The following is a 23,067-nucleotide window of genomic DNA, read 5'->3' on the forward strand; positions in this document are numbered from 1 at the left end:
AGCCGACCGCGGGCGGGCGCGAACGCCTGGGCGCGTGAACCTGCCCCGAAGACAAGGCGCTACAGCGGCGCCGCGTCCGCTTTCGTACGCAGGCCGCTGTCGCGCGCCGCGGGCAGCACCGTCACCGTCGCGGTCCGCCCGGACAGCAGCCGCAGCCCCTCGGGCACCCGGTCGATGGCGATCCGCACCGGCACCCGCTGCGCCAGCCGCACCCAGCTGAAGGTCGGGTTGACGTTGGCCAGCAGGTTGTCGCCGGCGACCCGCTCGCGGTCGGTGATCCCGGCGGCGATGCCCTCGACATGGCCCTCAATGATCCCGGCCTCGCCCATCACCCGGATGGTGGCGCGATCGCCGGGGCGGATGCGCGGCAGCTTGGTCTCCTCGAAATAGCCAGCGACGTGGAAGCTGTCGGAATCGACCAAAGCGAGGGCCGCCCGGCCGGCTGCGAGGTAGTCGCCCGGGCGGAGCTCCAGGTTGGTGACGAAGCCGTTCACCGGCGCCCGCACCTCGGAGCGTTCCAGGTTCAGCCGGGCGATGTCGCGCTCCACCACCGCTTGGCGCCAGGCCGCCTCGGCCACCTGCGCGTCGGTCACCGCCTGTTCCTGCCGCTGGACCGAGACCGCGCTCTGGTCGAGCCGGCCGTAGCGCTGCTGCTCGCGCTGCGCCTGCAGCAGCGAGGCATGCCGGCTGCTGAGCACCGCCTCGGCCTGCTGCAGCGCCAGGGCGAAGCGGTCGGGGTCGATGCGGAACAGCACCTCGCCGCGGCGGACCGCCTGGTTGTCCCGCACCGGCACCGCCTGCACCAGGCCGGAGACGTCGGGGGCGATCCCCACCACCTCGGCCCGGATGCGGCCGTCGCGGGTCCAGGGCTCCTCCATGTAGGTTCGCCAGAGCTGCCAGCCGGCGAAGCCGGCGAGCAGCACGGCGGCGAGGGTGACGGCGACGCGGCCGGCCTGCGGGAAGGTCATGCCAGGATCCGGTTGGCCAGCGCCGCGATGGCGCCGAGCAGGATGACGAGGAGCGCGAGGTCGAAGAGCGGCCGGTGCCAGATCAGCCGATAGAGGCCGAACCGCTGCAGCAGCCGCCGTGCCAGCGCATTGGCCAGCAGCGCCAGCGCCGCCCAGGCCAGCAGGGCGGGGACGAAGATGCCCTGCAGGTCGAACTCGCCGATCACGCCGCCTGCTCCAGCCGCGGCGGCGGCGCGGCGGGGAACAGGGCGCGGCGCAGGCCGGACAATGCCAGTGCCGCGCCGCGCGTCGCTGTGTCCCGCCCCGGCATGGTGGCGCCCAGCGCCGCATCCAGCCGGCCCAGCACCGCATCCGGCATCGCTTGGCCCCGCGCCCGGGCGGCGACCGCGGCCAGCGCCGCCGCCACCGCCGCGCGCGCCGCCGGCGCCAGCTGCGGCGCCGCCTCGCGCAGCCGGACCACGTTCACCGCGGCGCGCAATTCGGCCAGCTCGGTCAGGTCGAGCGTCGCGGCATCGGCCGAGCCGATCCGGCCGGCAAGAAATTCGAAGCGGTCCAGCATGGCGGCGACGCTGCGGCGGAGATCGGCCCGGCGGCCCTCGGTCAGCCGCGCCAGGTCGCGGCGGTCGGCGGCGACCAGCCGGCGCAGCCGCCAGTCGATGCCGAAGGCCCGCACCAGCCGAGTGCTGACCAGGCCGGCGGCGAAGCCCGCCAGCAGCGCCAGCGCGCCGTTCACATAGGCCGCGAATTCGGCCTCGTAGACCGTCTGGAGGGAGATCAGCGCGACGGTATTGACCAGCACCGGCAAGGCCATGCCGAGCCGGGCCGGCTGCGCATGCAGCGCGCCGAAGGGCAGGTAGAGGACGGCCAGGGCGAAGGCGAGCAGCGGGAAGCCGTCGATCGACGGCAGCACCGCGAACAGGTAGACAGCCGCCGCGACCACGGCGAAGAGGGTCCAGCCGATGAACCGGGCGATCGCCGGCGCCGGGTCGTCGAGCTGGGCGAACATCGCGGTGGCGACGGCGGCCATCATCGTTGCCGTGCCGCCCTCCGGCCAGCCGGTCGCCACCCAGGCCAGGTTGCAAGCGAGGATCGCCAGCACCGCGGCCAGCCCGGTCAGCCCGACCAGCAGCGGGTCGGTGTGGATGCTGGTCACCGGCGCCGCCGCCGCGCGCGGCGTGGCGCCCAGCGTCGCGGCGCCGGGTTCGAGCGCCAAGGCCAGCGACCAAGTCTCGACCAGCTCATGCAGCCGGGCCAGCAGGCCCTCGCGCAGCAGGCCCGGCCAGGTCTCGCCGGCCTCGGCGCGCTCGGCCACCCGCAGCCGGCCGAGCAGGGCCGGCGCCGCCGCCCAGGCCGCGGCACGGCGCGCCGGATCGGCGGTCGCGGTCATCCAGGCCGCGGTCTCCCGCAGCAGCGGGGCGAGCGCCGCCTGCGCCGCCGGCGCGTCCTGCTGCAGTGCCCGGGCGCGGTCGGCCACCGCCGTGATCATCGCCGGCACCGAGCGCGCCCGGGCCCGCAGTGCGCGCACCCAGGCGAGGCCGGCAGGGTGCTGCGCCGTCTCGTAGCGGGTCTCCTCGAACAGCGCGTCGAGGGCTGCGCCGTCGCGGGCGACCCGCCGGCGCTCGGCGATGAAGCCGGTCTCCTCCATCCGGCCCGACAGGGCCGCGGCGCCGAACCGGGCCATGCCGCCGATCCAGGCCTCCAGCCGGGCCAGCAGGATGGGCGTGGCGGGGCGGGGGAAGACCTGGTCGACCAGGGTGGCGCAGAGAATGCCGAGGCCGATCTCCTCCACCCGGGCCAGGGCGGTGGCGAAGATCGCGCCGGGGGCATCGACGCCGGGGAAGGCGATCAGCGCGGCGGTGAAGCCGGCGAGCCGGAAAGCGTAGCTGCGCGGCGTCGGGTCGTAGAGCGAGCCCATGGTGCAGCCGGCGACCCACAAGGCCAGCACCAGCGCCAGCAGCGGCGGCGCATCGACCAGGGCCGGCACCGCGGCGACGGCGAAGGCGCCGCCCGCCAGGGTGCCGAGGAAGCGCGCCAGCGCCTTGGCCCGCAGCGCCCCCGAAAGCGGCTGGATGACGATATAGACCGTGCCGACCGCCCAATAGGGCCGTGGCAGGTCGAGCCAGAGCGCGAGCCAGAGTGCCAGCATCGCCGCCGCGAAGGACCGCGCCGAGAATAGCCAGTCCCGCCAGCCGGGAAGGGTCGCAAGCACGCGCCAGGGCCTCCGCCGCCCTGGGCGGTCGGGGCGTTGACGCCGGCGGCGCCGGAAGGATGCATTGCGGTTCGGGGTGGTGGGTGGGTTTTTATTGACCCTTGCGGTCGCGCAAGGCTGCATTATCAGTTAAAAGTAGAAATACAGTGTAAAACAACACCAAGAACTTGTGTAGGTGGCGACTGTCGCCCGTCTTGGCCCGCGATTTCGCACAGTCCGCGAGACACCGCAGCCCGAGGATGCCCGTCGTCACCGACCCGCGCCGACCGCGACCACCACCCCCGGCATCGCCCTGTCGACCACCGGCACGTCGCTCGACTGGATCGTCGACACGCTGGCCACCGATGCGGGCCTCGCGGCCAATATCCCCGCGGCGCAGATCGCCGCCGGCCTGCAGGCCGCGGACGGGTTGAACCGGTCGATCGCGGAGGGCATCGCCGCGCTGCGTCTGTTGGACGACGGCCGAATCGGCGTGGCGGACGTGGCGGCGCTGAACGGCTGGATCCGCAGCGATGCCGGGCGGCCGGCGCTGTCCACCGCGCTGCCCGGCGAGACGAGGACGGGAGTCGAGACCGGCTACCACCTGATCAAGGACGACGGCGGCACCAGCAGCTATCTGGGCTTCAACCTGGTCGATACCCTGGCAGACGGGCTGTACCGCATCGGCTTCGCGGTGCAGGACGACCACTTCCTGAACGAGGACGGCAAGGCCAATGCCTCGATCGGCGAGGTGGCGACTTGGCTGAACCACCTGCTGCTGAACACCGCCGACGGAGAGGGCAGCGCGGGCCGAGGCGTCCTCAACCGCACCGGGGCCGCCGCCGTCGAGCAGGCCGGGGCGGGCGACGACAGCATCCCTGGCGGCGTCGGCGCCGACACCATCCTGGGCGAGGCCGGCAACGATTATGCCGATGGCGAAGCGGGCGACGACAGTCTTGAGGACGGCATCGGCGACGACCCGCCGTTCGGCGCCGGCCGCGGCGACACCGTCGCCAGCGGCGAGAACTGGGTCTGGCTGTTCGGCGGCGAGGGCAATGATCCCATCCTCGGCGGCGGGGCGGCGCGGGCGGTGGGGGAGATCCTGGTGCTGGGCGACGCCATCGCGGTGGACGGCGCGGTGCACGGGGCCCAGGCCGGCGGGGCGCCGGATGCCGGCTTCGACGCCTATGCCCAGGCCTGGACCCAGCCGGGCGGCTGGGCCTTCGGCTGACCCGGCGCCGCCGGTTTCCACTTGACTCCAGGGGGAGCGGCGTCCATAGGCGCCCGCTCACTTGAACGGGACGCGGGAGGCGCCCGGTCCTTTGCCCGTCCGGGGCATGGGGGCCGGCGCCGCAGGCACCGCGGCTCCCTGGCCCCAGGGACGTATTATGGCGAAGAAGATCACCGGCTACATCAAGTTGCAGATTCCGGCCGGCAAGGCGAACCCCTCGCCGCCGGTCGGCCCGGCGCTGGGCCAGCGCGGCCTGAACATCATGCAGTTCGTCAAGGAATTCAACGCGGCGACGCAGCAGATGGAGCCCGGCACCCCGACCCCGGTGGTGATCACGGCCTTCTCCGACCGTACCTTCTCCTTCATCACCAAGACGCCGCCCAACACCTACTTCCTGCTCAAGGCGGCGAAGATCGAGAAGGGCAGCACGACGCCGGGCAAGGGCGCCAATGTCGGCCGGGTGACCAAGACCCAGCTGCGCGAGATCGCCGCGGTGAAGATGAAGGACATGAACGCCAACGACGTGGACGCCGCCGTGCGCATGCTTGCAGGATCCGCCCGCGCGATGGGCCTCACCGTGGTGGAGGGCTGAACCATGGCCAAGCAGGGCAAGCGCCTCAAGGCGATCTACGCCGGCTTCGACCGCGACGCGGTGGTGCCGCTGGTCCAGGCCATCGGCCTGGCCAAGGCCAATGCCAAGGCCAAGTTCGACGAGACGATCGAGATCTCGATGAACCTCGGCATCGACCCGCGCCATGCCGACCAGATGGTCCGTGGCGTGGTCGGCCTGCCGAACGGCACCGGCAAGACGGTGCGCGTGGGCGTCTTCGCCCGCGGCGCCAAGGCCGAGGAGGCGCTGGCCGCCGGTGCCGACGTGGTCGGCGCGGATGAGCTGGCCGCCGCGGTGCAGGAAGGCAAGATCGAGTTCGACCGCTGCATCGCCACGCCGGACATGATGGGCCTGGTGGGGCGGCTCGGTAAGATCCTCGGCCCGCGCGGGCTGATGCCGAACCCGCGCCTCGGCACCGTCACCATGGACGTCCGCGGCGCGGTGACCGCGGCCAAGGCCGGCCAGGTGGAGTTCCGCGCCGAGAAGGCCGGCATCGTGCATGCCGGCATCGGCAAGGCCTCCTTCGAGGAAGCCCAGCTGCTGGAGAACGCGCGCGCCTTCATCGAGGCGATCCAGCGCGCCAAGCCGACCGGCGCCAAGGGCACCTACGTGAAGAAGGTGGCCGTGAGCTCCTCGATGGGTCCCGGCGTGAAGGTGGACGTGGCGAGCCTCGCCGCCGCCTGAGCCGGCTCGCCGGCCTCCGGGCCGGTGCGCCGCGAGAGATTCGCCCGCCGCAAGGTGGGCGGGCAGGGGAGGGCTAGTCCCTCCCCGAACCTGTCCGAGACCGCGCGTAGCCCCCGGGGTTCTCCCTTGAGGGGCTTTGATGGAGCTTGCTCCGCCAGCGGTAGACGGGGTGCCGAGGAATTCGTGCCGCGCGGGGCTCCGGCTCCGCTGGCATGCATGGCTTGGTGGTCCGGCTCAGACAGGCGAACCAGGGCCCGCCGCAGCCGCGGTGGGCCTGCGTGTGAACCGGCCGGTGCCCCTCCATAAGGCGCCGGTCATCGTTGGAGACGGGATTTGGACCGCACGGAAAAGCGCGAGTTCATCGCCCACCTCGCCACGGTGTTCGCCGATACTTCCTTCGTGCTCGTCGCCCAGAACAAGGGTCTGACGGTCGCCGAGGTGAGCAATCTGCGCCGCCGCATGCGCGATGCTGGTGCGACGTACAAGGTCGCGAAGAACCGGCTGGCCACCCTCGCCCTCGACGGCACCCGCTTCCAGGCCATCTCGCCGCTGCTGAAGGGACCGACCGCGCTTGCGTGGGCACGGGACCCGGTGGCGGTGGCGAAGACGGCCGTGGAGTTCGCCAAGGGGAACGACAAGTTCGTGATCCTGGGCGGGGCGCTCGGCGTCCAGTACCTCACCCCCGATGGGGTGAAGGCGCTGTCCGAGCTGCCCTCGCTCGACGCCCTGCGGGCGCAGCTCCTGGGTCTGATCCAGACCCCGGCGACGCGCATCGCGGGCGTGCTGCAGGCCCCTGGGTCGCAGCTGGCGCGGGTGTTCAGTGCCTTCGCGAAGAAGGACGAGGCTGAGGCCGCCTAACCGGACCGAGTATGTAACCCAGGCGGATCGCTTCGAGATGCTGAGCGTGCGCCTGGGTGTTGCAAACATCAAGCCAAGCCATTAGATCAGAAGGTACACAGACATGGCCGAACTCGCAAAGCTCGTCGAAGAGCTCTCCAGCCTGACCGTCATGGAAGCCGCCGAGCTCTCCAAGATGCTGGAAGAGAAGTGGGGCGTCTCCGCCGCGGCTCCGGTCGCGGTTGCGGCGGCGCCGGCTGGCGGTGGCGCGGCTGCCGCGCCGGCCGAGGAGCAGACGGAATTCACCGTCACGCTGACCGCGGCTGGCGACAAGAAGATCAACGTCATCAAGGAGATCCGCACCATCACCGGTCTCGGGCTGAAGGAAGCCAAGGATCTGGTCGAGGGTGCGCCGAAGGTCGTCAAGGAGAGCGCCTCCAAGGACGAAGCGGCGAAGATCAAGAAGGTGCTGGAAGAGAACGGGGCGTCCGTCGAAGTCAAGTAAGGTCGCCTTCAGGCTATCCCCCGGGGCCGGCAGTTCGTCGCCGGCCTTGGGGTCCAGACTGCGGAGGTACGGACGGGAACCCATCGGGTTGCCGTCCGCGCTTCCGTTTCTGCGCTTCGCAGCCCCCGCCACGTGCGTGGGAGACGGGGGTGCGGGACATCGGACGGACAGGAATTTGGTAAGCGCCGGGCAGCGCGGCCGGTTTGGCGCTGCGACGGGCGGAAGGGATACGGGACAGGCATGAACGCTATCACGAAGTCGTTCACCGGGCGCAAGCGCATCCGCAAGAGCTTTGGGCGGCTGCCCGAGGTGGCGCCGATGCCGAACCTCATCGATGTGCAGAGGGCGTCCTACGAAGCCTTCCTGCAGATGGAGGTGAACCCCGATGGGCGGCTGCATGCCGGCCTGCAGGAAGTCTTCAAGTCCGTCTTCCCGATCGACGACTTCGCGGGGCGCGGCCGGCTGGAATTCGTCCAGTACGAGCTGGAAGAGCCGAAATACGACGTCGAGGAATGCATCCAGCGCGGGCTGACCTTCGCGGCGCCGCTGAAGGTGCGGCTGCGGCTGATTGTCTGGGACGTGGACGAGGACACCGGCAGCCGCTCGGTCCGCGACATCAAGGAGCAGGACGTCTACATGGGCGACATGCCCCTGATGACGGACAACGGCACCTTCATCATCAACGGCACCGAGCGCGTCATCGTCTCCCAGATGCACCGGTCCCCGGGCGTCTTCTTTGACCACGACAAGGGCAAGACCCACAGCAGCGGCAAGTACCTCTTTGCCGCGCGCGTCATCCCCTATCGCGGCTCCTGGCTCGACTTCGAGTTCGATGCCAAGGACATCTGCTACGTCCGCATCGACCGCAAGCGCAAGCTGCCGGCCAGCACCCTGCTGCTCGCGCTCGACAGCGCCAGCACCGAGGCTAAGCGGATCGAGAAGGGCGCCACCGCGCTCGAGCCGAACGAGATCCGCGGCATGGATGCCGAGGAGATCCTCAACGAGTTCTATGGCCAGGTCGCCTTCACCCGGGGCGCCAAGGGCTGGTCGCGTCCCTTCGATCCGGACGCCTTCCGCGGCATCAAGCTGCAGGAGCCGCTGATCGACGCCCGCACCGGCGAGGTGGTGGCCGAGAAGGATGCCAAGCTCACCCCGCGTTCGGCCCGCAAGATCGCCGAGGGCGGCACCACCGAGGTGCTGGTCGGCCGCGCCGACCTGCTCGGCCGTTTCGTCGCCGAAGACCTGGTGGACCTCAACACCGGCGAGATCTGGGCCGAGGCCGGCGAGGAGCTGACCGAGCCCAAGCTCGCCACGATCGAGAATGCGGGCCTCGAGAAGCTGCCGACCCTGGCGATCGACCAGTCGGTCGGGCCGTGGATCCGCAATACCCTGACGGTCGACAAGAACACCAACCGCGACGAAGCGCTGATGGACATCTACCGGGTCATGCGCCCGGGCGAGCCGCCGACGCCGGAGACCGCGGAGACGCTGTTCCGCGGCCTGTTCTTCGACGGCGAGCGCTACGACCTGTCCTCGGTCGGCCGGGTGAAGATGAACATGCGCCTCGGCTTCGCCGCCGAGGAGGTGCCGGACACCATCCGCACGCTACGCAAGCAGGACATCATCGCCACCGTGCGCGTCCTGCTCGAGCTCAAGGACGGCCGCGGCCAGATCGACGACATCGACAACCTCGGCAACCGCCGGGTGCGTTCGGTCGGCGAGCTGATGGAGAACCAGTACCGCGTCGGCCTGCTGCGCATGGAGCGTGCGATCAAGGAGCGCATGGGGTCGGTCGATATCGACACCGTCATGCCGCACGACCTGATCAACGCCAAGCCGGCGGCGGCCGCGGTGCGGGAGTTCTTCGGCTCCAGTCAGCTGTCGCAGTTCATGGACCAGACCAACCCGCTGTCCGAGGTGACGCACAAGCGCCGCCTCTCGGCGCTTGGCCCGGGAGGCCTGACCCGCGAGCGCGCCGGCTTCGAGGTGCGCGACGTGCACCCGACGCATTACGGCCGCATCTGCCCGATCGAGACGCCGGAAGGGCCAAACATCGGCCTCATCAACTCGCTCGCCACCTTCGCCAAGGTGAACAAGTACGGCTTCATCGAGACGCCCTACCGGCTGGTGCGGGACGGCAAGATCGTCGGCGAGCCGCGCTACCTCTCCGCCATGGAGGAGGAGCGGCTCGTGGTCGCGCAGGCCGATGCCGAGGTCGATGCCACGACCGGCGAGTTCCTGTCCGAGCTCGTCTCGGTCCGCCAAAGCGGCGACTTCCGGCTGGTGAAGCCGGAGGAGGTCACCGCGATCGACGTCTCGCCGAAGCAGCTTGTGTCGGTGGCGGCAGCCTTGATCCCGTTCCTTGAGAACGACGACGCCAACCGGGCGCTGATGGGTTCCAACATGCAGCGCCAGGCGGTGCCGCTGGTGCGCGCCGATGCGCCGCTGGTCGGTACCGGCATGGAAGCGGCGGTCGCCCGGGATTCGGGCGCGACCATCGTCGCCAAGCGCGATGGCGTGGTGGACAGCATTGACGGCGCGCGCATCGTGGTGCGGGCGACCGGCGACGACGGCACCACGCGCGGCGTCGACATCTACCGTCTTCGCAAGTTCCAGCGCTCCAACCAGTCCACCTGCATCAACCAGCGCCCGCTGGTGAAGGTGGGCGACGGCGTCCGCACCGGCGAGATCATCGCCGATGGCCCGTCGACGGAACTCGGCGAGCTGGCGCTGGGGCGGAACGTGCTCGTCGCGTTCATGCCCTGGAACGGCTACAACTTCGAAGACTCCATCCTGATCTCCGAGCGGATCGCGCGCGACGACGTCTTCACCTCGATCCATATCGAGGAGTTCGAGGTCATGGCCCGCGACACCAAGCTGGGCCAGGAGGAGATCACCCGCGACATCCCGAACGTGGGCGAGGAGGCGCTGCGCAACCTCGACGAGGCCGGCATCGTTTATATCGGCGCCGAGGTGCAGCCGGGCGACATCCTCGTCGGCAAGGTGACGCCGAAGGGTGAATCGCCGATGACGCCGGAGGAGAAGCTGCTCCGCGCCATCTTCGGCGAGAAGGCCTCCGACGTCCGCGACACCTCGCTGAAGCTGCCGCCCGGCGTGGCGGGGACCATCGTCGATGTCCGCGTCTTCAGCCGCCGCGGCGTCGACAAGGACGAGCGCGCCATGGCGATCGAGCGGGCCGAGATCGAGCGGCTCGCCAAGGACCGCGACGACGAGAAGGCGATCCAGGAGCGGTCCTTCCACAGCCGGCTGCGCGAGCGGCTGCTGAACCGCAAGGCCTCGGGTGGCTTCCGCGGCGTGAAGTCCGGCACCGTCATCACCGATGCGGTGCTGGATGAATTCGCCAAGGCCACCTGGCGCCAGATCGGCGTGCAGGACGACGCCGCGATGGTCGAGATCGAGGCGCTGAAGCGCGAGTTCGACGGTGCCATCGAGCGCCTGCAGAAGCGCTTCGAGAGCAAGGTCGAGAAGCTGCAGCGCGGCGACGAGCTGCCGCCCGGCGTGATGAAGATGGTCAAGGTCTTCGTCGCGGTGAAGCGGAAGCTGCAGCCGGGCGACAAGATGGCCGGCCGCCACGGCAACAAGGGCGTGGTCAGCCGCGTCGTGCCGGTGGAGGACATGCCGTTCCTCGACAACGGCACCTCGGTCGACATCGTGCTGAACCCGCTCGGCGTGCCGTCGCGGATGAATGTCGGGCAGATCCTCGAGACCCATCTCGGCTGGGCCTGCGCGACGCTCGGCCGCCAGGTCGGCGAACTCGTCGAGGAATACCGCCGCAGCGGCGCCATGCGCGACGAGCTGCTGGAGCATCTCCGCACCACCTATGGCGAGGAGATCTTCCAGCGGGACATCGCGCCGATGGACGACGACCAGCTGATCGAGCTGGCGGAGAACCTGAAGAAGGGTATCCCCATCGCGACGCCGGTCTTCGACGGCGCCCGGATGGCGGATATCGAGGGCATGCTGACCCGGGCGGGGCTCGACACCTCCGGCCAGGTCTGGCTGACCGATGGCCGCACCGGTGAGATCTTCGAGCGCAAGGTGACCGTCGGCATCATCTACATGCTGAAGCTGCACCACCTGGTGGACGACAAGATCCACGCCCGCTCGATCGGCCCCTACTCGCTCGTCACCCAGCAGCCGCTGGGCGGCAAGGCGCAGTTCGGTGGCCAGCGCTTCGGCGAGATGGAGGTCTGGGCGCTGGAAGCCTATGGCGCAGCCTACACGCTGCAGGAGATGTTGACGGTGAAGTCGGACGACGTCTCCGGCCGCACCAAGGTCTACGAAGCCATCGTCCGCGACCAGGACAACTTCGAGGCCGGCATCCCCGAGAGCTTCAACGTCCTGGTGAAGGAGCTGAAGTCGCTCGGCCTCAACGTCGATCTCGAGACCCGCGGCAACTGACCGCGACGCCCCGGCGCGTGAGCGCCGGGGCAGCCCCTATCGGATGCGCGGCCGCCCCCTTTCGCGGGCGGCAGGCTGGACCACGAGGAAGGCCGCATGAACGAGCTGATGAAGATCCTGGGCCAGACCGGCCAGGCCATGACCTTCGACCAGATCAAGATCTCCATTGCCAGCCCGGAGCAGATCCGCTCCTGGAGCTACGGCGAGATCAAGAAGCCCGAGACGATCAACTACCGCACCTTCAAACCGGAGCGGGACGGGCTGTTCTGCGCCCGCATCTTCGGCCCGATCAAGGACTACGAGTGCCTCTGCGGCAAGTACAAGCGGATGAAGTTCCGCGGCATCATCTGCGAGAAGTGCGGCGTGGAAGTCACGCTGGCCAAGGTCCGGCGCGAGCGCATGGGCCATATCGAGCTGGCCAGCCCCGTCGCGCATATATGGTTCATGAAGTCGCTGCCTTCGCGCGTCGGCCTGATGGTCGACATGTCGCTGAAGGAGCTGGAGAAGGTCCTCTACTTCGAAAGCTATGTAGTCCTTGAGCCTGGCCTGACCGACCTGAAGCTGCACCAGCTTCTGACCGAGGACCAGTACCAGACCAAGATGGACGAGTTCGGCGAGGACGCCTTCACCGTCGGCATCGGCGCCGAGGCGGTGAAGCAGATGCTGACCGGCATCGACTCCAACAAGGAGGCGACCCGGCTGCGCGTCGAGCTGAAGGAGACGACCTCCGAGGCCAAGCGCAAGAAGCTGGTCAAGCGGCTGAAGCTGATCGAGGCCTTCGCGGAATCCGGCGCGCGCCCCGATTGGATGATCCTGGGCGTCATCCCGGTGATCCCGCCCGAGCTGCGCCCGCTGGTGCCGCTGGACGGCGGCCGTTTCGCGACCTCCGACCTGAACGACCTGTATCGCCGCGTCATCAACCGGAACAACCGGCTGAAGCGGCTGATCGAGCTGCGCGCTCCGGACATCATCGTCCGCAACGAGAAGCGCATGCTGCAGGAAGCGGTGGACGCGCTGTTCGACAACGGCCGCCGCGGCCGCGCCATCACGGGGGCCAACAAGCGCCCGCTGAAGTCGCTGTCCGACATGCTGAAGGGCAAGCAGGGGCGCTTCCGGCAGAACCTGCTCGGCAAGCGCGTCGACTATTCGGGCCGCTCGGTCATCGTGGTGGGGCCGGAGCTCAAGCTGCACCAGTGCGGCCTGCCGAAGAAGATGGCGCTCGAGCTGTTCAAGCCCTTCATCTACTCGAAGCTCGAGAAGTACGGCCACGCCACCACCATCAAGGCCGCCAAGCGGATGGTGGAGAAGGAGCGTCCTGAGGTTTGGGACATCCTGGAGGAGGTGATCCGCGAGCACCCGGTCATGCTGAACCGGGCGCCGACGCTGCACCGCCTGGGCATCCAGGCCTTCGAGCCGGTGCTGGTCGAGGGCAAGGCGATCCAGCTGCATCCGCTGGTCTGCACCGCCTTCAACGCCGACTTCGACGGCGACCAGATGGCGGTGCACGTGCCGCTGTCGCTGGAGGCGCAGCTCGAAGCCCGCGTGCTGATGATGTCGACCAACAACATCCTCAGCCCGGCCAACGGCAAGCCGATCATCGTGCCGAGCCAGGACATCGTGCTCGGGCTCTACTACCTCAGCCTGGAGACGCCGGAATACCGCGCCGCCGGTGCCCGGACCGATGAGGTGCGCGGGCTGATCGCCAGCGCCGACGCCAAGCAGGGCAAGGGGATGACCCCGGCCGAGGCGGAGGCGCTGAACTTCCGCCCGCACGTCTATCGCGGCTTGGGTGAGGTGGAGCAGGCGCTGGCCGCCGGCGCCATCAGCCTGCACACCGCGATCCATGCCCGGGTCCCGGCGCCGACCGAGCCGGGCGACAAGACCATGACGACGGTGATGACCACCGCGGGCCGCCTGATGATGGGCGCCCTGCTGCCGGTCGATCCGCGCACGCCCTACAGCCTGGTCAACCGCCAGCTGACCAAGAAGTCGATCTCCGACGTGATCGACACGGTCTACCGGCATTGCGGCCAGAAGGAGAGCGTGATCTTCGCCGACCGGCTGATGGGGCTCGGCTTCCGCCAGGCCGCCAAGGCCGGCATCTCCTTCGGCAAGGACGACATGGTCATCCCCGACAGCAAGCCGGAGATGATCGCCAAGACCAAGGCCGAGGTGAAGGAGTTCGAGCAGCAGTACCTCGACGGCTTGATCACCGCCGGCGAGCGCTACAACAAGGTCGTCGACGCCTGGTCGCGTTGCACCGAGGAAGTGGCGCAGGCGATGATGAAGGAGATCTCGAAGCAGGAGGCGGGCAAGCCGACCAACTCGGTCTGGATGATGTCGCATTCCGGCGCGCGCGGCTCGCCGGCGCAGATGCGTCAGCTGGCCGGCATGCGCGGCCTGATGGCCAAGCCGTCGGGCGAGATCATCGAGCAGCCGATCATCAACTGCTTCAAGGAAGGCCTGACCGTGCTGGAGTACTTCAACTCCACCCACGGCGCCCGCAAGGGCCTGGCCGACACGGCGCTGAAGACGGCGAACTCCGGCTACCTGACCCGCCGCCTGGTCGACGTGGCGCAGGACTGCATCATCGTGGTGCCGGATTGCGGCACCGAGCGCGGCATCACCGTGCGTGCGGTGATGGATGGCGGCGAGGTCATCTCCTCGCTGTCCGAACGGATCCTCGGCCGCACCTCGCAGCGCGACGTGTTCGACCCGATCAGCGGCGAGCTGCTGCTGGCCCGCAATACGCTGATCGAGGAGCCGGACGCCGAGCGGATCGAGACCGCGGGCGTCGAGGAGATGTATATCCGCTCCGTCCTGACCTGCGATGCGGGCTCGGGCGTCTGCGGCCATTGCTACGGCCGCGACCTGGCGCGCGGCACGCCGGTGAACGTCGGTGAGGCGGTCGGCGTCATCGCCGCGCAGTCGATCGGCGAGCCCGGCACCCAGCTGACCATGCGCACCTTCCATATCGGCGGTGCGGCGCAGCGCGGGGCGGAGCAGTCGGCGGTGGAAGCCACCTCGGACGGCACGGTGAAGATCGCCAACCGAAACATCGTCGCCAACAGCTCCGGCGCGCCGATCGTGATGAGCCGCAACTGCGAGATCATCCTGAGCGACGCGCAGGGCCGCGAGCGGGCGCGCTACCGCGTCCCCTACGGCGCCCGGCTGCTGACCGACGAAGGGGCCGCGGTCACCCGCGGCCTGAAGCTGGCGGAGTGGGACCCCTTCACCCTGCCGATCATCACCGAACGGGCCGGCACGCTGGAATTCGCCGACCTGATCGAGGGTGTCACCCTCTATGAGGAGACCGACATCGTCACCGGCCTGTCGTCCAAGGTGGTGCGCGAGCCGGTCGACAAGGCGCGCAACGCCAACCTCCGGCCGCGGCTGCTGCTGCGGTCCGAGGACGGCCAGGTGCAGCAGTACTTCCTGCAGCCGGCCTCGGTGCTGAACGTCGAGAATGCCGGCGTGGTCAAGGCGGGCGACATCCTGGCCCGGCTGCCGCGCGAATCGTCGAAGACCCGCGACATCACCGGCGGCCTGCCGCGGGTGGCGGAGCTGTTCGAGGCGCGGCGCCCGAAGGACCATGCGATCATCTCGGACATCGACGGCCGCGTCGAGTTCGGCAAGGACTACAAGGCGAAGCGCCGCATCCTGGTCGTCCCCGACCAGGTCGGCGACGAGCCACCTGTGCCGCGCGAATACCTGGTGCCGAAGGGCAAGCACGTCTCGGTGCAGGAGGGCGACTACGTCAAGGCGGGCGATCCGCTGGTCGACGGCCCCCGCGTGCCGCACGACATCCTGCGCGTGCTGGGGGTCGAGGCGCTGGCGAACTACCTGGTGAATGAAATCCAGGACGTCTACCGGCTGCAGGGCGTGAAGATCAACGACAAGCATATCGAGGTCATCGTTCGGCAGATGCTGCAGAAGGTGGAGATCCTCGATGCCGGGGACACCACCTTCCTGATCGGCGAGCAGGTCGACCGGCTGGAATTCGAGGCCGAGAACGACAAGCGCCTCGCGGTGAAGGAGCGGCCCGCCCGGGCCGAGCCGGTGCTGCAGGGCATCACCAAGGCGTCCCTGCAGACCACCAGCTTCATCAGCGCCGCCTCCTTCCAGGAGACGACGCGGGTGCTGACGGAAGCGGCCACCGCGGGCAAGGTGGACGTGCTGGCGGGCCTGAAGGAGAACGTCATCGTCGGCCGGCTGATCCCGGCCGGCACGGGCTCGGTGATGAACCGGCTGAAGGCGCTGGCGGCGCAGCGGGACCGCACGCGACTGCCGAATTCGCCGGCCTTGCCGGAGCCGGCAGGGCAGCAGGCGGCGGAGTAGTTCCGCCGCCGGGACAAGAAATCGGGCCGGGTTCCGCAAGGAGCCCGGCCTTTTTCTTAACCAAGCGGCGGATCGCTTGACTCAGGGCGGGGTGGCTTGTAGTTAGCCGTCCCTTGGCACGGCCAGGCGCATCGGCGCTTGGAATGCCGGGATTGGTCCACAACGCTGCGCGTTCGGCACCGCGGCCCCTCGTTGGGGTTGCATCAGGTCGGGGGCAGGTCAGGGCGCCTGCAGGGGAGCGAGAGGCTCATCCTGCGGGCATGTTGGCTTTTACGCGGCCGCGGGACGGACGGACGGGATTCGAAGGGGCGTCATGCCGACGATCAACCAGCTCATCGCCCAGGGGCGCGAGCCGAACGCGAAGCGGAACAAGGTGCCTGCGCTGCAGGCCTGCCCGCAGAAGCGCGGTGTCTGTACGCGCGTCTACACAACGACGCCGAAGAAGCCGAATTCGGCCCTCCGTAAGGTCGCCAAGGTGCGCCTGACGAATGGCTACGAAGTGGTGAGCTACATCCCCGGCGAGGGGCACAACCTGCAGGAGCACTCGGTGGTGCTGATCCGGGGCGGTCGCGTCAAGGACCTTCCCGGCGTGCGCTACCACATCCTCCGTGGCGTGCTCGACACCCAGGGCATCGCCAAGCGTCGTCAGCGCCGGTCGCTGTATGGCGCGAAGCGGCCGAAGTAAGGAGGGGCCCGGATGTCTCGCCGCCATAGCGCGACCAAGCGCGAAGTCCTGCCGGACCCCAAGTTCGGCGATCTGGTGCTCAGCCGGTTCATGAACGTGCTGATGTACGACGGCAAGAAGAGCACCGCCGAGCGGATCGTCTATGCCGCCATGGACACGCTCAAGCGGCGTGTCGGCCCGCAGGGCGACCCGCTGCGCCTGTTCCATGAAGCCATGGACAACGTGAAGCCGGCCGTCGAGGTCCGCAGCCGCCGCGTCGGTGGCGCGACCTACCAGGTGCCGGTCGAGGTTCGCCCCGAGCGCCGCCAAGCGCTGGCGATCCGCTGGCTGATCGAAGCGTCGCGCAAGCGCGGCGAGAACACGATGGAAGAACGCCTTTCGGGCGAGCTGATGGACGCGGCGAACAACCGCGGCACGGCAGTCAAGAAGCGCGAAGACACGCACCGGATGGCGGAGGCCAACAAAGCCTTCAGCCATTACCGCTGGTAACCGGATCGAAGGACGACGACGATGGCGAAGGCGAAATTCGAGCGGACGAAGCCGCACTGCAACATCGGGACGATTGGTCACGTTGACCATGGCAAGACGTCGCTGACGGCGGCGATCACCAAGATCCTGGCGAAGACCGGCGGCGCGACGTTCACGGCATACGACCAGATCGACAAGGCGCCGGAGGAGAAGGCGCGCGGCATCACGATCTCGACCGCGCATGTCGAGTACGAGACGCTGAACCGGCACTACGCGCACGTGGACTGCCCGGGCCACGCCGACTACGTGAAGAACATGATCACGGGCGCGGCGCAGATGGATGGCGCGATCCTGGTGGTCTCGGCGGCCGACGGGCCGATGCCGCAGACGCGCGAGCACATCCTGCTGGCGCGCCAGGTGGGCGTCCCCGCGCTGGTGGTGTTCCTCAACAAGATGGACCTGGCCGACCCCGAGCTGGTCGAGCTGGTGGAGATGGAGCTGCGCGAGCTGCTCACCTCCTACGGCTTCCCGGGCGACGACATCCCGATCGTCAAGGGCTCGGCCAAGGTGGCGCTGGACGACGGCGACGTGGCGCTGGGCGAGAAGGCGGTGCTCGAGCTGATGGCGGCGGTGGATGCCTACATCCCGCAGCCGGAGCGGCCGCTGGACCGCCCCTTCCTGATGCCGATCGAGGACGTGTTCTCGATCTCCGGCCGCGGCACCGTGGTGACCGGGCGGGTCGAGACCGGCATCGTCAAGGTGGGCGAGGAAGTCGAGATCATCGGCCTGAAGGACACCGTGAAGTCGGTGGTCACCGGCGTCGAGATGTTCCGCAAGCTGCTGGACCAGGGCCAGGCGGGCGACAACGTCGGCGTGCTGCTGCGCGGCATCAAGCGCGAGGACGTCGAGCGCGGCCAGGTGCTGGCCAAGCCGGGCTCGATCAAGCCGCACATGAACTTCAAGGCCGAGAGCTACATCCTGACGAAGGAAGAAGGCGGCCGGCACACGCCGTTCTTCACCAACTACCGGCCGCAGTTCTACTTCCGGACCACGGACGTGACCGGCATCGTCAAGCTGCCGGAAGGCGTCGAGATGGTGATGCCGGGCGACAACGTGACGATGGACGTGTCGCTGATCGCGCCGATCGCCATGGACCAGGGCCTGCGCTTCGCCATCCGCGAGGGTGGCCGGACCGTCGGCGCCGGCGTCGTCGCCTCGATCTCCGCCGACAGCGTCGCAGCCGCCCCGGCCGCGAAGAAGTAAACGACAAGCGCAAGGTTGGGTCCGTCTCCCATGGACAGCCAGAATATTCGCATCCGCCTCAAGGCGTTCGATCACCGCGTGCTCGATGGCAGCACGCGGGAGATCGTCAACACCGCGAAGCGGACCGGCGCACGGGTGCGCGGGCCTATCCCGCTGCCGACCGAGATCGAGCGTTTCACCGTGAACCGCTCGCCGCACGTCGACAAGAAAAGCCGTGAGCAGTTCGAGATCCGCACGCATCGCCGTCTGCTGGACATCGTCGACCCCACCCCGCAGACCGTGGACGCGCTGATGAAGCTCGACCTCGCCGCGGGCGTGGACGTCGAGATCAAGCTCTGAGCGGCAGGAGGAGTTAGTACCCATGGCCGCCAAGACCGGCCGCACCGGCCTGATCGCCAGGAAGCTGGGCATGACCCGGCTATTCAATGATGACGGCAGCACGGTTCCCGTGACTGTCCTACATTTGGATGAGGTGCGTGTTATCGCCCGCCGCGAGGCCGAGAAGGATGGCTACGACGCCCTCCAGATCGGCATCGGCCGGGCCAAGCCGAAGAACGTGACCCGCGCGAACCGCGGCCACTTTGCCAAGGCCGGCGTCGAGGCGCCGCTGAAGCTCGTCGAGTTCCGGGTGGGCGCCGATGCGGCGGTCGACCTGGGCGCGAAGCTCAGCGGGGCGCATTTCGTCGCGGGCCAGAAGGTCGATGTCACCGGTATCAGCAAGGGCAAGGGTTTTGCCGGCGCGATGAAGCGGTGGAACTTCGCGGGCCTCGAGGCGTCGCACGGCGTCTCGGTCAGCCACCGCAGCCACGGCTCCACCGGCAACCGCCAGGATCCGGGCAAGACCTTCAAGAACAAGAAGATGGCGGGGCATCTCGGGTCCGAGCGCATCACCACCCAGAACCTGGTGGTGGCGGGTCACGACCTGGAGAAGGGCCTGCTGCTGATCAAGGGGGCCGTCCCGGGCTCGAAGGGCACGTACGTGCTGGTGCGCGACGCGGTCAAGCGCGCGCGCCATGCCGATGCGCCGTTCCCCGCGGCTCTGGCCTGAGGATAGATACGATGCAGGTTCCGGTCATTACACTGGATAACGGCTCGGCAGGCGATATCGAGCTGCCGGAGGCGCTGTTCGGCGTCTCTCCCCGTCCCGACATCATGGCGCGCGTCGTGCAGTGGCAGCTGGCGAAGCGCCGTGCCGGCACGCACAAGGTCAAGGGCATGGGTGAGGTCTCCGGCACCACCAAAAAGCCCTACCGCCAGAAGGGCACGGGTAATGCCCGCCAGGGTTCGCTGCGCGCGCCGCAGTTCCGCAAGGGCGGCGTCGTCCACGGCCCGGTCGTGCGCGACCATGGCTACTCCCTGAACAAGAAGGTTCGCCGGCTCGGCCTGATCTGCGCACTCAGCCAGAAGCAGGCCGAGGGCAAGCTGATCGTGCTCGACGCGGCCGCGGCGGGCGACGTGGCGAAGACCAGCGTCCTGGCCAAGCAGCTCAAGCTGCTCGGCTGGAAGAGCGCGCTGGTGGTCGACGCGACGGTCGACGAGGGCTTCGGCCGCATCGTCCGCAACCTGCCGCACATGCAGGTGCTGCCGACCATGGGCGCCAATGTCTATGACATCCTGAAGCACGACGTCCTCGCGGTCACCCGCGCCGGCGTCGAGGCCCTGAAGGAGCGCCTGGCATGAGCGCCGCGGCAACCCGGCCCGTCCTCTCGAAGGAGAAGATGTTCCAGACCATCCTGTCCCCGCTGGTGACGGAGAAGGCGACCGCCTTGTCCGAGCAGAACCAGTTCGTCTTCCGCGTGTCGATCGAGGCCACCAAGCCGGAGATCAAGGCATCGGTCGAGGCGCTGTTCGGGGTCAAGGTGCTGGCCGTCAACACCCTGGTGGTGAAGGGCAAGACCAAGCGCTTCAAGGGCCGCCCCGGCCAGCGCTCGGACTGGAAAAAGGCGATGGTGAAGCTGGCCGAAGGCCAGAGCATCGACCTCACGACGGGACTCGCGTGACGCCATGGCTCTGAAAAGTTTCAACCCGGTCACCCCGAGTGCCCGCGGCACCATTCTCGTCAAGCGCGACGAGCTGTGGAAGGGCAAGCCGGTCAAGCAGTTGACCGAGGGCAAGTCGCATTCCGGCGGCCGCAACAACCACGGCCGCACCACGGTCCGGTTCCGTGGCGGCGGACACAAGCAGACCTACCGCATCGTCGACTTCACCCGGCGCGCCAAGCTGGGCGTCGCCGCGGTGGTCGAGCGGCTGGAATACGACCCCAACCGCACCTCCTGGATCGCGCTCCTGAAGTACCAGGACGGCGAGCTGGCCTACATCATCGCGCCGCAGCGGCTGAAGGCCGGCGACCAGGTGGTGGCTGCCGAGAAGGCCGACATCAAGCCGGGCAACTGCATGCCACTGGCTGCCATCCCGGTCGGGACCATCATCCACAACGTGGAGATGAAGCCCGGCGCCGGTGGCAAGATCGCCCGCTCGGCTGGCACCTATGTGCAGCTGGTCGGCAAGGATGCCGGCTATGCCCAGGTCAAGCTATCTTCGGGGGAGGTCCGCACGGTCCGCGCCGAGTGCATGGCAACGATCGGCGCGGTGTCCAACCCGGACAACTCCAACCAGCAGCTCGGCAAGGCCGGGCGTTCCCGCTGGCTGGGCCGCAGGCCGCATCAGCGCGGCGTGGTGATGAACCCGGTCGACCATCCGCACGGCGGTGGTGAAGGCCGGACCTCGGGCGGCCGTCATCCGGTCACGCCCTGGGGCAAGCCGACAAAGGGTGCGAAGACGCGCAACAACAAGCGGACGGACGGTCTCATTGTCCGTCGCCGCCACGCGACGAAGGGCTGATCGCGATGCCGCGCAGCGTATGGAAGGGGCCGTTTGTCGACGGCTACCTGCTTGCCAAGGCGGAGGCCTCCCGGGCTTCGACGCGCAACGAGATCATCAAGATCTGGTCGCGTCGCAGCACGATCCTGCCGCAGTTCGTCGGCCTGACCTTCGGGGTCTACAACGGGAAGAAGTTCATCCCGGTGCAGGTCTCGGAGAACATGGTCGGCCACAAGTTCGGCGAATTCTCGCCGACGCGCACCTTCACCGGGCACTCGTCCGACAAGAAGGCGAAGCGGGGCTGATCCGATGAGCAAGCCGAAGCATGAACGCGGTCTCCCGGAGACCGAGGCGCAGGCCGTCACGAAGAACATTCGTGTCAGCCCGCGCAAGCTGAACCTGGCCGCGGGCCTGATCCGCGGCCGCAAGGTCGGCGATGCCGTGGCCACGCTGACCTTCAGCAAGCGCCGCATCGCGCAGACCGTGAAGAAGACGCTGGAAAGCGCGATCGCCAACGCGGAGAACAACCACCAGCTGGACGTCGATCAGCTGGTCGTCTCCCGCGTCGAGGTCGGCCGGTCCCAGGTCATGAAGCGCTTCCACGCTCGCGGCCGTGGCCGCTCCTCGCGCGTCGAGAAGTGGTTCAGCCACCTGAAGATCATCGTGGCCGAACAGCCGGCGGTCGCTCCGGCCCAGCAGGAGGCCGCGTAACATGGGTCACAAAGTCAATCCGATCGGCTTCCGGCTCGGCATCAACCGGACCTGGGACAGCCGCTGGTTCGCCGATGCCGACTATTCCCGGCTGCTGCATGAGGACCTGAAGCTGCGCGAGACGCTGCGCACCCGCCTCAAGGGCGCCGGTGTCAGCCGCGTGGTGATCGAGCGCCCGGCGAAGAAGCCGCGCGTCACGATCCACGCCGCGCGGCCCGGTGTCGTCATCGGCAAGAAGGGCGCCGACATCGAGAACCTGCGCAAGGACATGGCGAAGCTCGCCGGCGCCGAGGTCTCGCTGAACATCGTCGAGATCCGCAAGCCGGAGATCGACGCGACGCTGGTGGCCGAGAACATCGCCCAGCAGCTCGAGCGCCGGGTCGCCTTCCGCCGCGCCATGAAGCGCGCCGTGCAGTCGGCCATGCGTCTCGGCGCGGGTGGCATCCGGATCAACTGCGGCGGCCGCCTCGGCGGTGCCGAGATCGCCCGGATGGAATGGTACCGCGAAGGTCGCGTGCCGCTGCATACGCTGCGCGCGGACATCGATTATGGCGTGGCGACCGCGAAGACCACCTACGGCACCTGCGGCGTGAAAGTCTGGATCTTCAAGGGCGAGATCCTGGCACACGACCCGATGGCGCAGGACCGGCGCGCCGCCGAGCAGGCGCCGCAGCGCTGAGGGATGATGTGAGATGCTGCAACCCAAGCGCACGACTTTCCGGAAGGCCCACAAGGGCCGCATCAAGGGCATCGCCCGGGCCGGATTCAGCCTGTCCTTCGGCGGCTTCGGCCTGAAGGCCCTGGAGCCGGAGCGGGTGACCGCCCGGCAGATCGAGGCGGCCCGCCGCGCGATCACCCGTGCCATGAAGCGTCAGGGCCGGGTCTGGATCCGGATCTTCCCGGACGTCCCCGTCTCGTCGAAGCCGGCCGAGGTCCGCATGGGCTCCGGCAAGGGCGCACCCGAATTCTGGGTGGCGCGGGTCAGGCCGGGCCGGATCATGTTCGAGATCGATGGCGTGTCGCTCGACACCGCCAAGGAGGCGCTGACGCTCGGCGCCGCCAAGCTGCCGATCAGGACCAAGATCGTGCAGCGCCTGGGCGCGGAGGCCTGAGGCCATGACCAAGATCGTTGACATCCGCGCCAAGACGGCCGATGAGCTGCAGACTCAGCTCCTCGACCTGCGCAAGGAGCAGTTCAACCTGCGCTTCCAGCGCGCGACCGGCCAGCTCGAGGCGACCGGCCGCGTCAAGGTGGTGCGGCGCGACATCGCGCGCATCAAATTCGTCCTGCACGAGCGCAAGCGCTCGGCAGCTTCTCAACCCAAGCCTTAAAGGGG

The 23,067-nt window shown here is 68.8% G+C and carries 23 protein-coding genes; 20 read left to right on the top strand and 3 right to left on the bottom strand.

Annotation, left to right across the window (positions count from 1 at the left end):
• Positions 1-59 precede the first annotated feature (59 nt).
• From ACFQS7_RS02140 to ACFQS7_RS02150, 3 genes are read right to left on the bottom strand one after another with little or no spacing between them, the layout of a single operon-like run.
• Positions 60-968: an efflux RND transporter periplasmic adaptor subunit gene (locus tag ACFQS7_RS02140; protein WP_380065367.1), complete on the bottom strand. Its 909-nt coding sequence runs from the start codon at positions 966-968 to the stop codon at positions 60-62.
• On the bottom strand, positions 965-1,174 hold the full coding sequence (locus ACFQS7_RS02145) for a DUF1656 domain-containing protein (RefSeq protein ID WP_380065368.1): 210 nt from the start codon (positions 1,172-1,174) through the stop codon (positions 965-967). The genes ACFQS7_RS02140 and ACFQS7_RS02145 overlap by 4 nt, the downstream gene beginning before the upstream one ends.
• Positions 1,171-3,177 carry an FUSC family protein gene (locus tag ACFQS7_RS02150; protein WP_380065369.1) on the bottom strand — a complete coding sequence of 669 codons (2,007 nt, stop codon included), beginning with the start codon at positions 3,175-3,177 and terminating at the stop codon, positions 1,171-1,173. Before ACFQS7_RS02150 ends, ACFQS7_RS02145 begins: the two co-directional genes overlap by 4 nt.
• A gap of 175 nt (positions 3,178-3,352) precedes the next feature.
• Here ACFQS7_RS02150 and ACFQS7_RS02155 point away from each other — a divergent pair, with 175 nt between their 5' ends.
• The 20 genes from ACFQS7_RS02155 (at position 3,353) to rpmC (ending at position 23,062) form a co-directional block, all read left to right on the top strand.
• A complete protein-coding gene (locus ACFQS7_RS02155; protein WP_380065370.1) occupies positions 3,353-4,387 on the top strand; it encodes a calcium-binding protein in 1,035 nt (344 codons plus the stop codon).
• 157 nt (positions 4,388-4,544) lie between these two features.
• Positions 4,545-4,979, top strand: coding sequence for a 50S ribosomal protein L11 (rplK, locus tag ACFQS7_RS02160; RefSeq protein WP_380065371.1), 435 nt, complete (start codon positions 4,545-4,547; stop codon positions 4,977-4,979).
• 3 nt (positions 4,980-4,982) lie between these two features.
• Positions 4,983-5,681 (top strand): 50S ribosomal protein L1, encoded by a 699-nt coding sequence (gene rplA / locus ACFQS7_RS02165; protein ID WP_380065372.1) that lies wholly within the window; start codon positions 4,983-4,985, stop codon positions 5,679-5,681.
• A gap of 333 nt (positions 5,682-6,014) precedes the next feature.
• Positions 6,015-6,539, top strand: coding sequence for a 50S ribosomal protein L10 (rplJ, locus tag ACFQS7_RS02170; protein WP_380065373.1), 525 nt, complete (start codon positions 6,015-6,017; stop codon positions 6,537-6,539).
• Between the two features lie 103 nt (positions 6,540-6,642).
• Positions 6,643-7,023 (top strand): 50S ribosomal protein L7/L12, encoded by a 381-nt coding sequence (rplL, locus tag ACFQS7_RS02175; RefSeq protein WP_380065374.1) that lies wholly within the window; start codon positions 6,643-6,645, stop codon positions 7,021-7,023.
• 240 nt (positions 7,024-7,263) lie between these two features.
• The gene (gene rpoB / locus ACFQS7_RS02180; RefSeq protein WP_380065375.1) at positions 7,264-11,445 is read left to right on the top strand and encodes a DNA-directed RNA polymerase subunit beta; all 4,182 of its coding nucleotides are present in this window, start codon (positions 7,264-7,266) and stop codon (positions 11,443-11,445) included.
• A gap of 96 nt (positions 11,446-11,541) precedes the next feature.
• The gene (rpoC, locus tag ACFQS7_RS02185; protein WP_380065376.1) at positions 11,542-15,783 is read left to right on the top strand and encodes a DNA-directed RNA polymerase subunit beta'; all 4,242 of its coding nucleotides are present in this window, start codon (positions 11,542-11,544) and stop codon (positions 15,781-15,783) included.
• A gap of 313 nt (positions 15,784-16,096) precedes the next feature.
• On the top strand, positions 16,097-16,468 hold the full coding sequence (gene rpsL / locus ACFQS7_RS02190; RefSeq protein WP_111472698.1) for a 30S ribosomal protein S12: 372 nt from the start codon (positions 16,097-16,099) through the stop codon (positions 16,466-16,468).
• A gap of 12 nt (positions 16,469-16,480) precedes the next feature.
• A complete protein-coding gene (gene rpsG / locus ACFQS7_RS02195; RefSeq protein WP_380065377.1) occupies positions 16,481-16,957 on the top strand; it encodes a 30S ribosomal protein S7 in 477 nt (158 codons plus the stop codon).
• A 21-nt stretch (positions 16,958-16,978) separates the two neighbouring features.
• Positions 16,979-18,199 carry an elongation factor Tu gene (gene tuf / locus ACFQS7_RS02200; RefSeq protein ID WP_380065363.1) on the top strand — a complete coding sequence of 407 codons (1,221 nt, stop codon included), beginning with the start codon at positions 16,979-16,981 and terminating at the stop codon, positions 18,197-18,199.
• Between the two features lie 30 nt (positions 18,200-18,229).
• Positions 18,230-18,538 (top strand): 30S ribosomal protein S10, encoded by a 309-nt coding sequence (gene rpsJ, locus ACFQS7_RS02205; protein WP_007004401.1) that lies wholly within the window; start codon positions 18,230-18,232, stop codon positions 18,536-18,538.
• A gap of 22 nt (positions 18,539-18,560) precedes the next feature.
• The gene (gene rplC / locus ACFQS7_RS02210) at positions 18,561-19,247 is read left to right on the top strand and encodes a 50S ribosomal protein L3 (RefSeq protein ID WP_380065378.1); all 687 of its coding nucleotides are present in this window, start codon (positions 18,561-18,563) and stop codon (positions 19,245-19,247) included.
• Between the two features lie 11 nt (positions 19,248-19,258).
• On the top strand, positions 19,259-19,879 hold the full coding sequence (gene rplD, locus ACFQS7_RS02215; RefSeq protein WP_380065379.1) for a 50S ribosomal protein L4: 621 nt from the start codon (positions 19,259-19,261) through the stop codon (positions 19,877-19,879).
• A gap of 38 nt (positions 19,880-19,917) precedes the next feature.
• On the top strand, positions 19,918-20,199 hold the full coding sequence (locus ACFQS7_RS02220) for a 50S ribosomal protein L23 (RefSeq protein WP_380066186.1): 282 nt from the start codon (positions 19,918-19,920) through the stop codon (positions 20,197-20,199).
• Between the two features lie 4 nt (positions 20,200-20,203).
• Positions 20,204-21,040: a 50S ribosomal protein L2 gene (gene rplB / locus ACFQS7_RS02225; RefSeq protein WP_380065380.1), complete on the top strand. Its 837-nt coding sequence runs from the start codon at positions 20,204-20,206 to the stop codon at positions 21,038-21,040.
• Positions 21,041-21,045: 5 nt separating this feature from the next.
• On the top strand, positions 21,046-21,324 hold the full coding sequence (rpsS, locus tag ACFQS7_RS02230) for a 30S ribosomal protein S19 (RefSeq protein ID WP_380065381.1): 279 nt from the start codon (positions 21,046-21,048) through the stop codon (positions 21,322-21,324).
• A 4-nt stretch (positions 21,325-21,328) separates the two neighbouring features.
• A complete protein-coding gene (gene rplV, locus ACFQS7_RS02235; protein ID WP_380065382.1) occupies positions 21,329-21,730 on the top strand; it encodes a 50S ribosomal protein L22 in 402 nt (133 codons plus the stop codon).
• Position 21,731: 1 nt separating this feature from the next.
• A complete protein-coding gene (gene rpsC, locus ACFQS7_RS02240) occupies positions 21,732-22,409 on the top strand; it encodes a 30S ribosomal protein S3 (RefSeq protein ID WP_380065383.1) in 678 nt (225 codons plus the stop codon).
• Between the two features lie 13 nt (positions 22,410-22,422).
• On the top strand, positions 22,423-22,842 hold the full coding sequence (gene rplP / locus ACFQS7_RS02245; RefSeq protein WP_380065384.1) for a 50S ribosomal protein L16: 420 nt from the start codon (positions 22,423-22,425) through the stop codon (positions 22,840-22,842).
• A gap of 4 nt (positions 22,843-22,846) precedes the next feature.
• Positions 22,847-23,062 (top strand): 50S ribosomal protein L29, encoded by a 216-nt coding sequence (gene rpmC, locus ACFQS7_RS02250; RefSeq protein WP_380065385.1) that lies wholly within the window; start codon positions 22,847-22,849, stop codon positions 23,060-23,062.
• The last annotated feature ends 5 nt before the right edge of the window (positions 23,063-23,067 follow it).

This window comes from Dankookia sp. GCM10030260 (genome assembly GCF_042666655.1).
Classification (GTDB): Bacteria; Pseudomonadota; Alphaproteobacteria; order Acetobacterales; family Acetobacteraceae; genus Paracraurococcus.

What these genes read in the sequence shown, in the direction of transcription:
- ACFQS7_RS02140 (WP_380065367.1), bottom strand. Translation starts at nt 968, where the DNA reads ATGACCTTCCCGCAGGCCGGCCGCGTCGCCGTCACCCTCGCCGCCGTG.
- rplK (WP_380065371.1), top strand. Translation starts at nt 4,545, where the DNA reads ATGGCGAAGAAGATCACCGGCTACATCAAGTTGCAGATTCCGGCCGGC.
- rplA (WP_380065372.1), top strand. Translation starts at nt 4,983, where the DNA reads ATGGCCAAGCAGGGCAAGCGCCTCAAGGCGATCTACGCCGGCTTCGAC.
- rplL (WP_380065374.1), top strand. Translation starts at nt 6,643, where the DNA reads ATGGCCGAACTCGCAAAGCTCGTCGAAGAGCTCTCCAGCCTGACCGTC.
- rpoB (WP_380065375.1), top strand. Translation starts at nt 7,264, where the DNA reads ATGAACGCTATCACGAAGTCGTTCACCGGGCGCAAGCGCATCCGCAAG.
- rpoC (WP_380065376.1), top strand. Translation starts at nt 11,542, where the DNA reads ATGAACGAGCTGATGAAGATCCTGGGCCAGACCGGCCAGGCCATGACC.
- rpsL (WP_111472698.1), top strand. Translation starts at nt 16,097, where the DNA reads ATGCCGACGATCAACCAGCTCATCGCCCAGGGGCGCGAGCCGAACGCG.
- rpsG (WP_380065377.1), top strand. Translation starts at nt 16,481, where the DNA reads ATGTCTCGCCGCCATAGCGCGACCAAGCGCGAAGTCCTGCCGGACCCC.
- tuf (WP_380065363.1), top strand. Translation starts at nt 16,979, where the DNA reads ATGGCGAAGGCGAAATTCGAGCGGACGAAGCCGCACTGCAACATCGGG.
- rpsJ (WP_007004401.1), top strand. Translation starts at nt 18,230, where the DNA reads ATGGACAGCCAGAATATTCGCATCCGCCTCAAGGCGTTCGATCACCGC.
- rplC (WP_380065378.1), top strand. Translation starts at nt 18,561, where the DNA reads ATGGCCGCCAAGACCGGCCGCACCGGCCTGATCGCCAGGAAGCTGGGC.
- rplD (WP_380065379.1), top strand. Translation starts at nt 19,259, where the DNA reads ATGCAGGTTCCGGTCATTACACTGGATAACGGCTCGGCAGGCGATATC.
- ACFQS7_RS02220 (WP_380066186.1), top strand. Translation starts at nt 19,918, where the DNA reads ATGTTCCAGACCATCCTGTCCCCGCTGGTGACGGAGAAGGCGACCGCC.
- rplB (WP_380065380.1), top strand. Translation starts at nt 20,204, where the DNA reads ATGGCTCTGAAAAGTTTCAACCCGGTCACCCCGAGTGCCCGCGGCACC.
- rpsS (WP_380065381.1), top strand. Translation starts at nt 21,046, where the DNA reads ATGCCGCGCAGCGTATGGAAGGGGCCGTTTGTCGACGGCTACCTGCTT.
- rplV (WP_380065382.1), top strand. Translation starts at nt 21,329, where the DNA reads ATGAGCAAGCCGAAGCATGAACGCGGTCTCCCGGAGACCGAGGCGCAG.
- rpsC (WP_380065383.1), top strand. Translation starts at nt 21,732, where the DNA reads ATGGGTCACAAAGTCAATCCGATCGGCTTCCGGCTCGGCATCAACCGG.
- rplP (WP_380065384.1), top strand. Translation starts at nt 22,423, where the DNA reads ATGCTGCAACCCAAGCGCACGACTTTCCGGAAGGCCCACAAGGGCCGC.
- rpmC (WP_380065385.1), top strand. Translation starts at nt 22,847, where the DNA reads ATGACCAAGATCGTTGACATCCGCGCCAAGACGGCCGATGAGCTGCAG.